General features: G+C 39.9%; 10 protein-coding genes. 4 read left to right on the top strand and 6 right to left on the bottom strand.

The window, feature by feature from the left end:
• The first annotated feature begins 74 nt into the window (after nt 1-74).
• Nucleotides 75-1826 carry an exodeoxyribonuclease V subunit alpha gene (gene recD, locus AWW73_RS10565; protein WP_062849609.1) on the top strand — a complete coding sequence of 584 codons (1752 nt, stop codon included), beginning with the start codon at nt 75-77 and terminating at the stop codon, nt 1824-1826.
• A gap of 701 nt (nt 1827-2527) precedes the next feature.
• Here the strand turns inward: recD and AWW73_RS10560 are convergent.
• Complete coding sequence (locus AWW73_RS10560) at nt 2528-3826, bottom strand: serine hydrolase domain-containing protein (protein WP_061874462.1); 1299 nt, start codon at nt 3824-3826, stop codon at nt 2528-2530.
• 210 nt (nt 3827-4036) lie between these two features.
• Here AWW73_RS10560 and rpsO point away from each other — a divergent pair, with 210 nt between their 5' ends.
• The 3 genes from rpsO to AWW73_RS10545 all read left to right on the top strand — a co-directional run bounded on the left by rpsO (nt 4037) and on the right by AWW73_RS10545 (nt 7947).
• A complete protein-coding gene (rpsO, locus tag AWW73_RS10555; RefSeq protein ID WP_002114951.1) occupies nt 4037-4306 on the top strand; it encodes a 30S ribosomal protein S15 in 270 nt (89 codons plus the stop codon).
• A gap of 256 nt (nt 4307-4562) precedes the next feature.
• The gene (pnp, locus tag AWW73_RS10550; RefSeq protein ID WP_170814194.1) at nt 4563-6650 is read left to right on the top strand and encodes a polyribonucleotide nucleotidyltransferase; all 2088 of its coding nucleotides are present in this window, start codon (nt 4563-4565) and stop codon (nt 6648-6650) included.
• Nucleotides 6651-6735: 85 nt separating this feature from the next.
• Entirely contained in the window at nt 6736-7947 is a 1212-nt protein-coding gene (locus AWW73_RS10545; protein ID WP_062849608.1) for a magnesium transporter CorA family protein, read from the top strand.
• Nucleotides 7948-8178: 231 nt separating this feature from the next.
• On the opposite strand, the gene AWW73_RS10540 is transcribed toward AWW73_RS10545, so the two are convergent.
• The 5 genes from AWW73_RS10540 to AWW73_RS10520 all read right to left on the bottom strand — a co-directional run bounded on the left by AWW73_RS10540 (nt 8179) and on the right by AWW73_RS10520 (nt 13255).
• Nucleotides 8179-8508 (bottom strand): chaperone modulator CbpM, encoded by a 330-nt coding sequence (locus AWW73_RS10540; protein ID WP_016142348.1) that lies wholly within the window; start codon nt 8506-8508, stop codon nt 8179-8181.
• 11 nt (nt 8509-8519) lie between these two features.
• On the bottom strand, nt 8520-9476 hold the full coding sequence (locus tag AWW73_RS10535; protein ID WP_062849607.1) for a DnaJ C-terminal domain-containing protein: 957 nt from the start codon (nt 9474-9476) through the stop codon (nt 8520-8522).
• Between the two features lie 145 nt (nt 9477-9621).
• Complete coding sequence (locus tag AWW73_RS10530) at nt 9622-10233, bottom strand: LysE family translocator (protein ID WP_062849606.1); 612 nt, start codon at nt 10231-10233, stop codon at nt 9622-9624.
• Nucleotides 10234-10370: 137 nt separating this feature from the next.
• A complete protein-coding gene (hslO, locus tag AWW73_RS10525; protein ID WP_016142345.1) occupies nt 10371-11246 on the bottom strand; it encodes an Hsp33 family molecular chaperone HslO in 876 nt (291 codons plus the stop codon).
• 164 nt (nt 11247-11410) lie between these two features.
• Entirely contained in the window at nt 11411-13255 is a 1845-nt protein-coding gene (locus AWW73_RS10520) for a monovalent cation:proton antiporter-2 (CPA2) family protein (RefSeq protein WP_062849605.1), read from the bottom strand.
• Nucleotides 13256-13275: the final 20 nt, after the last annotated feature.

Genomic DNA, 13275 nt, shown 5'->3' with positions numbered 1-13275 from the left:
CAAATACTTGACATGTGGATAAGCCTGTCTATAACCATGTGGACAAGCGTGTGGAAAACTAGGTGGATAAGTGTGTGGACAATCTAAACAGCCCTGAACAAGCCGATTTAAGCTGGTTAACAACTTGGAGTAACTTCTTAAATCAGGCTCCATTTACTGAACAATCGCAAGTGCCAGAAACCACTTTTTACTTGCAGCAGCTTATTGAAGCGAGCTTACAAGGCGATAGCTCTATCGATGTCAGTTCAGAGCAAATTGCAGCACTTGGTCAGCTTGCTATATCTGCCGATCAAGCAACTTCAAAAGTTGCGCCGTGCGTCTACGATGAGCAGGGGTTGGCATTATACCGATATTGGCACCTAGAGCAACGACTTGCGGAACAAATTTGTCGATTAAAGCAACAATTAATTCAACCTGTAGCTTGTGAAGACTATCTAGACCTACTCACCGATCCTCATCAACAGGCAGCTTTACAGATGGTTGCTCGGCAAAGTTTGAGTATTATTACGGGTGGGCCGGGTACAGGTAAGACTTATACGCTGGCACGTATTATTGCTGTGCTGAGTCAGGCAATTCCGCATATTCGTGTGGCGATGGCTGCTCCAACAGGTAAAGCAGCACAGCGAATGCAAGAAGCATTACAGAACTCGTTTAACGATCCTAAATTGCTTGAGTCTGGATTAGTGAGTGAAGAGCTAAGGAATCAGGGAACACAAACGATTCATCGATTATTAGGGATGGGACATAGCCAGACACCAAGGTTTAATCAAAAACAGCCTTTGCCTTATGACGTGATTGTCGTGGATGAAGCTTCCATGCTTGATTTAAATCTAGCTACTCTTTTATTTGAAGCTGTGCCTGAGTCTTGTCGAATTATTTTATTAGGAGATGCGAATCAGCTCGCTTCCGTCGATGTCGGCGCGGTTCTTGCAGATTTGCAGCAAATACAGGCGTTGGCTGATAACAGAGTACAATTACAAACCAGTCGTCGTTTTGCTGAAGGTGCGTTGATTGGACAAGTGGCCAAATTTATTCAGGCACAAAGCTATCAACAAGACCATGTAGAAGTTTTGCAGCGGTTTGAAGTTGATATTGTTCAGGTGTCAGAATTAAAGCCCATACTTTTACAAAGAGATATGCCTGATGTGGTTCAGCTTGAATATTTACCAGAAGGGAATCAATTAGACCTAGATAACTATTATCAAAAGCTAATGCTCGGTTTCCAAGGGTATGTACAGAGTCTAAAAAATTATTTAAAAGAAGAGCGTTCGATTGAACAGGCCCAAAATGTAGTAAAAGCGTTTGATGACTACCGGATTTTAACGGCTGTTCGTCATGGCCCGTTCGGCTTGCAGCAGTTAAACCAATATGCGCAGCGTTGGTTGCAGCAGCAACTTTCAATCGTGACTCTTGGAGGATGGTACGTGGGTCGTCCTGTAATGATGACTTATAACGATTATCAGCTTGGTATTTCAAATGGAGACATTGGTTTGTGTTTTGAACATAGAACTCAGCCACAACAATTTGAAGTATATTTCCCAAGTTTAAATAAATGGGTCGCTGCAAATCGATTGCCTAAAAGTATTCAAAGTGCCTTCGCCTTAACCATTCATAAATCGCAAGGGTCTGAATTTACACATACTGCTGTCGTTCTAGATCAGGCTGCAAAGAACTTATTAAGCCAAGAACTTATTTACACTGCGATTACACGAGCTAAGAAAGTAGTCAGTCTTTTAGTGCATCAAGAGGCATTGTTACAGGCATTTACAGTTCGTACTACACGAAAAAGTGGTTTAGTTCAGAAAGTTAATCGGTTAGTTCGTTAAGACAAACTTAATATTTTTACACTTGTAAGAAAAAGCTTACATAGATTCGAGATATTTGCTGCTAGAGTACACCCCGTGTTTTTGAGATTATAAATGCACAACGAGCTTGGCACGGAATGTCGGGCAAAATCGCACAATAAAAATTACTTAAGTCGAGAGACTGCGAACTTACAATGATGTAGGTGTATAAAGAGGAAACTTACAGCCGCTAAGCCTTGTAGTTTTGGGAGAGACTACAGGGCTTTTTTATATTCTAATTTTTAGCACGTTTCAAAAAGTATTAAGAAGTTTCCTTTCTAGCACTGCCGTCGCTATGTTTTCTGCTAAAAATTTAAATCAATAATATCAATATATTTATTTGTAATATGATTTTAAAACAGGCATTTTTCCTGTGAATTGTTAAGTTAAATGTTATACAGAACTGTACGTTAAATGTTAAAAGGGGCCATTTGCCAAATATTAGACAGACCTGTACGTTTTTACTTACATGATGATAAGAAAAATACTACTTTTCTTCATAATTGGATATGTCACAATACATCACATAAGGAAATAGAAACAAAAACAACGGAAGTGAGTTAAAACAACAAGAAGGATGTGGCTAGCATCTCACCAACGACAATAAAAACAGTAATAACACGATAAACAAAAACTACAGCGCAAAAAACCCAAGCAGAAATGCTTGGGTTTTTTATTTGCTTCTATACTAAGTCAGTCTCATGAGAATCGCTACCAAATAAAGAACGGCGTTGATCTCTCGGTATACGTGGACATTGGGTTGAGATTTGATATAACACTTTAGCTAAAGCAGGCAGGTGAGTACCTACTACAGATTTGCCTGTTGTTAATAGAGAAACACTGATATCTCTTTCAGGATCGGCCCAGCATAAGATATTAGAGAACCCTAAATGGCCAAATGCTTGCCCTGACATTGGACCAAAAAGTCCTACAGGGTTGCTGCCTAACATTGGCCCTAAAGCATAGCGCATTGGAATTAATAATGTACGGTCAATGTTAACGCCTGTGGTGGGAAGAGTCGCTCTGAAAATAGTTTTTTCACTGAAGATTTGCTGACCTCCGTAGCTTCCACCACTTAAAAGCATTTCAAAGAATCGGCCAGCTTGTTCTGCACTGGTATAGATGTTCCCTGCTGGGCAAATGGTGTCCATAAAACGACTATCATTAGTGACATCAACTGCAAGTTGTAAACCGCCACCTAAAACATGGTTAAGGTAGTGATCGGTACCAAGGCGAGGATGCAAACCTGTTGCACAGTTTAAGGCAACTTCTGAACGGTATTCAGGTTTTAAACCATAGTTGAAATAAGGCATTCCCATCGGTTTTTCGATAGTCTGATGCACAAAGTCACGTAAATCCTGCCCAGTCACCCGTTCAATGACTTCTCCTAAAATATAACCTGCCGTAACCGCATGATAGGCAAGGTGATTACCAGCGGGAGACACAGGGCGAGCAGCATATAAACGTTTTAAAATTTCGTCTTTATCAAATAATAATTCTGGTGTGACATCGCCATCAATATAGGGAATGCCACCACGATGTGCTAATAAATGAAAGATCGTTGCGCGGCGCTTACCGTTAACACCATATTCGGGAATGTAATAGCTCACGGGATCAAGCAAATTAATTTCACCCTTTTCATCTAATAGATGAATCAACATGGCTGTGATCATCTTTGATGCTGAAAAGAGGCAAACAGGGGTATCTGGTGTTGCAATCAGCGCATTGTCTTGAAGCCCCATCGGAGAATTCCCTTGGGCATATCCAATGCTTCTATTCAGCAAAATTTTACCTTGCCTACGTAAACAAAAGGTAATGAGTGGATAGTTTCCGGTTTTATATAGTGCTTCTATACTTTTCCAGATTTTTTGAATCTGGTGTTCACTCATGCCACCCTGTTCAGCAGCAACTTCATCTTTTTGTCGAATGACTTGCTCAATATTGTCCGGTACTGGACAAGTGTTGGTCGAAAAAATTTTCACACGTCCCTCGCGCTTCTTTCTTTTTATTCAAGGCTAGTGTGCAGGGTTAAGGTCTTCATGTCAGTGTCTAAAATGACAAGTTACTGAAAACTATTTTGCAATCCACCTATAGATACCTTAAAATAGGCGACTTGCTGTAGTGATGCACGGCAGTCAGTTGCCTCAACTGATTCATATCGTTTACTTTTTTAAGCATCTCGGAGAAATCGAATGGCTTTAACTAATGCAGACCGCGCAGAGATCATTGCTAAATTTGCTCGCGCTGAAAATGACACTGGTTCACCAGAAGTTCAAGTAGCTTTATTGACTGCTCAAATCAATGATTTACAAGGTCACTTCAAAGCTCACAAACACGACCACCACAGCCGTCGTGGTTTGATCCGTATGGTTAACCAACGTCGTAAATTGCTCGACTACTTAAATGGTAAAGACCACGGTCGTTACACTGCTTTGATCGGTGCTTTAGGTTTACGTCGTTAATTCGATTTTCACTTTGTTTTCGCTATTTCGCATGTCGCAATGCTTTATCGCTGAAAAGAGAGTTTCACTTAATGTTAGGTTAAGTGATTTTTAGAAGGGGCGCTTGTGCGCTCCTTCTTTGCGTTTAACTTTTTTAAATAATTGATCTAGTGTGATGGCTTCTAAGCTTTGTCATTTATCTACCAATCGGTGTAGTCTGAATGCCAAACCTTAGGGGTCTCACTAGAATAAAATTAGGAAAATACAATACATGTCAATGTTTAATATCGTTCGTAAAGAATTCCAATTCGGTCAACATCAAGTCGTTTTAGAAACGGGTCGCGTTGCACGTCAAGCAAACACAGTTTTAATCACTATGGGTGGCGTAACTGTTTTAGTTGCAGTTGTTGCTCAACCTAAAGCAAAAGCGGGTCAAGACTTTTTCCCGTTAACAGTTAACTATCAAGAAAAACAATATGCAGCTGGTCGTATCCCTGGTGGTTACGGTAAGCGTGAAGGCCGTGCTTCTGAAGCTGAAACTTTAATTTCACGTCTTATTGACCGTCCAATTCGTCCGTTGTTCCCAGAAGGTTACTTCAACGAAATTCAAGTAACAGCAACTGTTGTTTCTTCTGACAAAACTATGGATGCTGACATTGCAGCAATGCTTGGTACATCAGCAGCATTGTCTATTGCTGGTACTCCTTTCCGTGGTCCAATCGGTGGCGCACGTGTTGGTTTAATCAACGGTGAATATGTTCTTAACCCGAACTTCGAACAGTTGAAAGAAAGTGACCTTGACCTTGTGGTTGCAGGTACAGAATCTGCTGTATTGATGGTTGAATCTGAAGCGAAAGAACTTTCAGAAGATCAAATGCTTGGTGCTGTGCTTTTCGGTCATGACGAAATGCAAATTGCAATTCAAGCGATTAAAGAATTTGCTGCCGCTGCTGGTGCTGTTGAATCAACTTGGGTTGCTCCAACTAAAAACGAAGCGCTTCTTGAGCAATTAAAAGCAGCTTTCGAAGCTAAAATTTCTGAAGCATATACAATTGCAGTTAAACAAGACCGTTATGCAGCACTTGATGCACTTTATGCAGAAGCTGTAGCTCAGTTCGTTCCAGAAAATGACGAAACTGGTATCGCTGATGAAGTAAACGAATTATTCGAAGACCTTAAATACCGTACAGTACGTGACAACATTTTGTCAGGTAAGCCACGTATTGATGGTCGTGATACAAAAACTGTTCGTGCTATCGACGTTCAAGTTGGCGTATTAGATCGTGCACACGGTTCTGCATTATTTACACGTGGTGAAACTCAGGCGTTGGTAACAACAACTTTGGGTAATACACGTGATGCGTTAATGGTTGATACCCTTGCTGGTACTAAAACTGATAACTTCATGTTGCACTATAACTTCCCTGCATACTCTGTAGGTGAAACTGGCCGTGAATCTGGTCCTAAGCGTCGTGAAATTGGTCACGGTCGTTTAGCGCGTCGTGGTGTTCAAGCTGTTCTTCCTGCTGCTGACCGCTTCCCGTACGTGATTCGTATTGTATCTGACATTACTGAATCTAACGGTTCATCTTCAATGGCTTCTGTATGTGGTGCTTCATTATCACTTATGGATGCAGGTGTTCCGCTTAAAGCTCCAGTTGCTGGTATTGCAATGGGCTTAGTGAAAGAAGGCGAGCGTTTCGCAGTACTTTCTGACATCTTGGGTGATGAAGATCACTTAGGTGATATGGACTTTAAAGTAGCAGGTTCTGCAAACGGTATTACTGCACTTCAAATGGACATCAAGATTGAAGGTATTACCGAAGAAATCATGGAAGTTGCATTAAACCAAGCATTTGCTGGTCGTATGCACATCCTCAATGAAATGAACAAAGTCATTTCACGTGCTCGTGCTGAAATCAGTGCTCATGCACCGACGTTTGAAGTAATTAACATTAACCCAGACAAGATCCGTGACGTTATTGGTAAAGGCGGCGCAACTATCCGTCAAATTACTGAAGAAACTAAAGCTGCAATTGACATTGAAGACAACGGTACAGTACGCGTATTTGGTGAAACTAAAGCTGCTGCTAAAGCTGCAATTGCTAAGATTCAAGCGATTACTGCTGAAGTTGAACCAGGTAAGATCTATGACGGTAAAGTAATCCGTATTGTAGAATTCGGTGCGTTTGTAAACATCATGCCGGGTACTGATGGTCTTCTTCACATTTCGCAAATTTCAAATGAACGTATTGCGAACGTAACTGATGTTCTTAAAGAAGGTCAGGAAGTGAAAGTACAAGTTGCTGATGTTGATAATCGTGGTCGTATCAAATTGACTATGAAAGACATTGAACAAGCATAATTGTTCTAGTGACATGAAAAAGTCCGCTTGATGCGGACTTTTTTTATGGCATGATGCAAGTAATACAAAAACAGATCTTTGTGGTATGCAGGTTTATTACTTTTATCGCCATCAAGCTGACGGCTATGTTTTTTTAAGCCGTGAACAGCATAGTGAACATGTTCTGGAGTTTTTCTGGATTGATAGTGTCAGAACGGATGTGGTGAACCATAACGAAGAATGGCAACAAAAGATTCAACAGCTTTCAGGCGTGGTGATTAATGAATTTCATATGCGGGATATTGCTAATATTGAACATCCCTGTGCATTTGATACCCTTGAAGAATATGACCTGCTCATTTTTAAAAAGCTGGTTACACCTGATGATGAAATTAAACATGCTGAATACCAAGATAGTGTTTTTGGATTAGCGACGACACCCATCAGTTTTATCTTGACGCCTGATGTACTGATTAGCGTGCGTGAGCAGGGCAATAAGTCGATTGAAAACTATATTCAACGGCTCGAAAATATTTTATGTAAAACTTTAGAAGAGCAAAATAAGACCCGTAAACTGCCAAATTCACCAGTCGATTTATCGTTGCGACTTTTAAATAGTATGGTGGATGGCTATCTTGATATACGCTCACCATTGACCAGAAGGGTTGAGCATTGGCAGCAACAATTACTGCAGGGAAATCGCCGTTTCAAACAATGGCACCAACTATTCCATGAAAATATGGCCTTTCAACAGGTTGAAAATTTATGCGAAGAGCAAATCGAAACCTTACAAGAATTCCGAGATGAAATTGTAGAAAATTACCATCATGTAGTTGGTAGTCATATTCGTAATTCTCAAGATATTTTATTGGTCCGATTAAATGATTTGATGAGTCATGTTGAGCGTATCCAAAAACATACTTTGCGGTTACGCAGCGCAATTCAATCAGCAATTGATTTGCATTTTTCAGCGATTGCAAACCAGACCAATGAAAACATGCGGATTTTGGCAATTATCACCGCAGTTTTTGCACCGCTTACCCTTTTAACAGGTATTTATGGAATGAACTTTGAGTTTATTCCTGGTCTTAAATCGCCAGTTGGTTTCTGGATAATGTTAGGGGTGATGCTACTGAGCACGATTTTGCTTTTGTACTATTTTTATCGACAACATCTAGTTGGGCGTGGTGAAAAAAGTGTGATTGATTTATTGGCTCAACAGCATCGTCAAAATCGGATGAATTTGTTTTGGTTTTTGGAATATGAACCGATTAAGCAGACTTTGAAGGAAGTGGAGAAGATTACTCGGTTGAAATAAAAGTGATTTGCAAAAAATGAGTAAAGTTGATTTGTTAGCATTGCCTCAAATATAGAGTTTAATTAGATATTTTTTTGTATAGGCTTATCCTTACTTTTGACCGGGCAAAAGTAACAAAACCCTTTATTGGACTGACGGTACATCCATGTTACCGCAGTCCAAATGGCGGCATCCATGCCGCCCATCACGTTAGCTCATATCTATGTGAAAGGTTATTTAGAAGAACAAATCTCAATGAAAATGCTTCAACTGTTTTCTAAGTTGTTGTACTTCATCAATCAAATCTAACATCACCGCAACTGCTGCTAAACTTGCGTCAAAGTCACGTTGCAGACGATAAGCTTTACGAGCACGTGCGACGTCTTCGCCCATAAACTGATGTGCTTCAGGTTTATTTTCGACTGATAAAATATCATATTCAATGAGCTGAAGAATCCAGTCAGGACTTTGGCCACAAGCTTGAGCAAATTGTTGTAGGTCAAATGTAGATTGTTCATCAACGACCTCTGCACTAAAGGTATGGCCGTCATATACAATTTCTCGATAGTGAATGGTTGTCATGATCTTGCTCCCTAATGAGATGAACGAGGTTCGAATGAAGCAAAGGCTTCTGCCAATTGCTGATACGCTTCTTTTTCTTTTTCAGAATTTGCAGGGGGGAATACAATATTTAAAATTAAATACAGATGCCCTGGCGTTTTATTTGGTATCCCTTTGTCTTTTAAACGTAGCTGTTGTCCTTGTTTTGCATTTTTAGGTAAATTGACATTTAAAGACCCTGCTGGTGTTTTTACTTCAATACCTTGACCTAAGGCCGCTTCCCATGGGGTTACATCTACAGTCAAATACACATCATTGCCTTCGACATGAACACGGTCTGTATCTTTATACTGGATTTCAATATAAAGATCGCCGTTCGCACCACCGTTATTCCCACTTTGGCCTTGTCCAGTTAAGCGGATTTGCTGACCTTCTTTCATACCTTTTGGTATTTTGACTTGAAGTGTTTTGCGTTGAACTTCAGGCTCGCCATAAGCATTCATGGTTGGGATTTGCAGGGTAATCTGTTGGGTTGATCCGTGATAGGCAATATCAAGATCAACCTCTATGCTGGCATGTTGATCTTCACCGCGATAACTACGTTGTTGTCTTTGATATTGTTGTTGCCCACCGCCAAAGCCTGCACCAAAGCGGCCAAATAAATCTTCAAAGCCGCTAAAGTCTGCTTGCTCACCACCTGTAAAGCCTTGACGATAAAACTGTGCTCCATCAAAGCCTCCTTGTGCAGCACCTTGACCAAAATTATTAAACCCTTGAGGGTGATCTAACATCTGGTCATATTCGGCTTTTTTATCAGCATTACTTAATGTGTCATAAGCAACATTAATCGCCTGCATCTTTTCTTCTGCATCTTTTTCTTTGCTGATGTCTGGATGATATTTACGGGCTAATTTTCGATAAGCTTTTTTAATTTCATCAGCAGAGGCTTTGCGTGTAACCCCTAATTCTTCATAATAATTTTTTGCCATAATGTTTTATCACGATGGTGTTGTTTATTTCATTATGAAACGATTTTTAGAGGTTTCAATAAGCTAGATTGTATAAGAGTTGTTCTATTACGAAATGAAATTAATAAGAAGAGGTATAGACAAATTAGACCATACCTTTAATGAATTAGATAAAGCTCTGATACAAGCCGTAAAGGGCAATCAGTAAAAGTAATAAACCACATAGACCTAATATTTTGGGATATAAATGACTGTTAGAAAGGCGGCGGAAAAAGATATAAACCAAAGATAAGGTGAGGAAGTCTAAAACAATCCATGTCAGGGTGAGTAGGGTTAGACTTAAATTTAATTGAGGGGTAATAGAGACGAATTGCGGAAACAAAGCCGAGAAAAAGATAATATCTTTAGGGTTTGAAATACCCACGAGAAAGCCTTTTTTAAAGCCACCATTTTGTGCTGAAACTGTTTGTATCGCTTCTGGATGAGGTGCTTGAATTACTTCTTTAAGAATACTAAAACCCAAATAACCAATATATAAGCAGCCTAAAATACGAATGATATTGAGATAACTATCATTAACACTCAGCACTCCTTTTAATACAAGTACTGAAATAAAAATTAAAATAAGCGAGGCTAAGTTTGTACCAAAAATTGTTTCCAGTGCTTTTTTATAGCCTCCTTTGAGTCCGGCGCTTGCAACTAAAATCATGACGGGACCCGGGGTCGCAATCATAATAACTACGCTAAAAATAAAGAGAAAATAATCAAAATAATTCATGGTATTTAGGCATCTTATTTATTGGGTTATAAAGTAGCCTTATATTATCCTATTTAAAATAACATGTTGAAAATTATCATCAAAAAATCCAGCTAAATAAAAAGGCGGTATAACCGCCTTTTTATAAAGTTAAAATATTAACTTAAATGTTCACCAAATAATGCTAAAGCTTCTTCAGCGGTAAATGTGTATTGCGTATTACAGAACTGACAGTCCATACGAATCGGATTCTGTTCTTCTAGGGTTTCATGAACAGCATCTACACCAATTTGAATCAGCGCATTTGCACAACGTTCTTTTGAACATGTACAACCAAATTTTAATGCTTCAATTTCTGGTAAACGAACTTCTTCTTCGTTATATAAACGATATAAGATTTCGTTGGCATCTAAATTGGTAAGCTCTTCAGCTTTTAATGTTTCAGTTAACATCGTCAAACGTGGCCATAAATCTTCATCGACCAAGTTTTGCTCTTCTTCATCATGACGTGGTAAGAGTTGAATCAGTAACCCACCAGAACGTTTATCTGTACTTGCCAACACAATGCGAGTTGGAATTTGTGCAGACAAATCGTAATACTGCATCAAGCAACCCGCTAAAGTCACTTGATCAAGCGGTACAATCCCTTGATAACGTTCGCCAAACTCCGGTTCAATATTAATAAATAAAACTGGGTTAACGAGAGCGCCAAGAACTGTGCTGCTGTCTGTTGCTTCAGCAAAGCGAGGGTCGGTTTCATAGTCCGCTAGAGCACGAACCTCTCCTAAATGGTTACATTCAGCCATCGCCCATTTGAAGGTGCCGCTAGCCTGGATTTGCAAGCTGATACGGCCTTTGATTTTTAGTGTACTTGCAAGTAATGCAGTCGCACTCAACATTTCACCTAGCAGAATTTTAACCGCAGGCATATAGTCACGTTGAGCTAAGATAGTTTGTAGGGCTTCTTCTAGATGAACTACTTCTCCACGTACTGGAAAGTTCTCTATATAAAAGCGTTGGCGTAAATCAGACATAATATTCTCCAGGGCCCTAAGCAGAGTATAACTATTTCGTTTTAATCAAGCTCAGGAAATGCAGCGAAGCCGCAAGCCGGACAGGGGGCAGCTTTGTGCCCATTGTCCAATTATTTAGGCAATGTGAATAAGTCCTTAATATAGCCATTTTCTGAAATCTCAAGTTATTCTAGATGATCTCTTGTAATGTCGATGCGATTTGGTTGTAAATGACGCTTTAAATTAACATCATGTTTTGATGTAGCTTGTTGCTGCGCATCACTTTCAAACAAATGTTCAAGCTCGGCTAAGGCATTACGATGTGTTTCAAAAATCTTCTGTTCATCAGTATAAATACTTTGCTGCTGTATGAGCAATTTCTCATCATAATCCCGAAAGATTTCGATATTGTTATAGGCTTGTTCATCAGAGATACCGAGTTCTCGCAAGGCACGATAAGCCATTCCTAATGAAGATAAATACGTCTCACGCCAAATATATTCAACACCTAAATCTCTTAAAAGATGGACATGATGGCGGTCACGCGCGCGAGCCAATAGCTTTAAGTGGGGATAATTTAATCTAAGATGACGCGCGACATTCATTGAATCTTCAACATCATCAATCGCTAAAATAAATACTTTGGCTTTTTCAATACCCGCAGAACGCAGTAAATCCGGCTGGGTCACATCGCCATAATAGAGCTTACCGCCGTATCGACGAACGAAGTCCACTTGCTGAAGATTGTTATCGATGGCAGTAAAACCTAAATGTTGTAGACGGGCAATACGCGCAATAATTTGTCCAAATCGTCCAAAACCAGCAATGATAATCGGGTTATCCTGCTGAGGAATCTCGTCATACTCAGGTGGACGTTCTTTATTAAATAGAGGAATGACCTGAGTTGCCATAATCCAGTAAATCACTGGGGTAAGGACCATCGACAACGTCACAATTAGAGTCACTGGCTCTAATAGAGCTTGAGTTAAAATCTTCTCACTTTTTGCAAGACTCAAAATGACAAAAGCAAATTCACCACCTTGAGCTAAACAAGTCCCAAGAAGCAGACTATTGTTCCAACTGTATTTTTTATAGCGAGCAATCGCAGTCAATATCAGCGTTTTGATGAGTAATAAGCCGACTGCGCCACCAATAATAAGCAAAGGCATATCAATCAGTAGTGACAGCTGGGTGGTCATACCCACAGTCATAAAGAATAAGCCAAGTAGTAAACCTTTAAACGGTGCAATACTCGCTTCAATTTCGTGACGGAACTCTGAATCTGCTAATAATACGCCTGTGAGGAAAGCGCCTAATGTGGTGCTAATTCCTAAAGTGTCCATCAGCAATACAACAGCAAGAATAATAAATAACCCTACTGCTGTAATGAGCTCAGTCGCTCCACTTTTAGCTACAAAACGGAAGAAGGGACGCATTACATAGCGGCTAAACAGAAACAGGCCAGTAAAGGTTGCAATAATAGCTGCAAAATAAGCGACGCCGTGATGGGTTGATTCTGTTCCTGCCAAGAGTGGAATGATGGCAAGTAAGGGAATAGCTGCTATATCTTGAAAAAGTAAAATGGAAAAAGACTGCTGACCATAAGTCGTATTGAGTTGCTGTTTTTCAGTCAGAAGCTGTAATACAAAAGCGGTAGAAGACAGCGCAAGGGCAAAACCAATCACAAAGCTGACAGAAAGCTGCTGTTGAAACAGTAACAGTATGATCAACATAAGAATGCCCCCACTAATGAGGACTTGCAGACTTCCCATCACAAAAATAGAGTCACGCATTTCCCACAAACGTTGTGGGCGTAACTCTAAGCCGATTAAGAACATCAATAAGATGACACCGAATTCGGCAAGTTCCATAATCGCTTCAGGGTCATGTGCAATATTTAAAACACTAGGACCCAGAAGTATTCCTGTAAATAAATAACCTAAAACTGTTGCTATCCCTAGGCGTTTGCCAAGAGGGACTAAAATCAGAGAAGCTCCAAGAAAAATTGTTGCTTGCAGTAGGAATGACATTCATTGCCTCGAATGTATTA

The sequence above is a fragment of the Acinetobacter lactucae genome (assembly GCF_001605885.1).
Classification (GTDB): domain Bacteria; phylum Pseudomonadota; class Gammaproteobacteria; order Pseudomonadales; family Moraxellaceae; genus Acinetobacter; species Acinetobacter lactucae.
This window is presented reverse-complemented; position numbering and strand designations above follow the sequence as displayed.

What these genes read in the sequence shown, in the direction of transcription:
- rpsO (WP_002114951.1), top strand. Translation starts at nt 4,037, where the DNA reads ATGGCTTTAACTAATGCAGACCGCGCAGAGATCATTGCTAAATTTGCT.
- pnp (WP_170814194.1), top strand. Translation starts at nt 4,563, where the DNA reads ATGTTTAATATCGTTCGTAAAGAATTCCAATTCGGTCAACATCAAGTC.
- AWW73_RS10545 (WP_062849608.1), top strand. Translation starts at nt 6,736, where the DNA reads ATGCAGGTTTATTACTTTTATCGCCATCAAGCTGACGGCTATGTTTTT.
- AWW73_RS10540 (WP_016142348.1), bottom strand. Translation starts at nt 8,508, where the DNA reads ATGACAACCATTCACTATCGAGAAATTGTATATGACGGCCATACCTTT.
- AWW73_RS10535 (WP_062849607.1), bottom strand. Translation starts at nt 9,476, where the DNA reads ATGGCAAAAAATTATTATGAAGAATTAGGGGTTACACGCAAAGCCTCT.
- AWW73_RS10530 (WP_062849606.1), bottom strand. Translation starts at nt 10,233, where the DNA reads ATGAATTATTTTGATTATTTTCTCTTTATTTTTAGCGTAGTTATTATG.
- hslO (WP_016142345.1), bottom strand. Translation starts at nt 11,246, where the DNA reads ATGTCTGATTTACGCCAACGCTTTTATATAGAGAACTTTCCAGTACGT.
- AWW73_RS10520 (WP_062849605.1), bottom strand. Translation starts at nt 13,255, where the DNA reads ATGTCATTCCTACTGCAAGCAACAATTTTTCTTGGAGCTTCTCTGATT.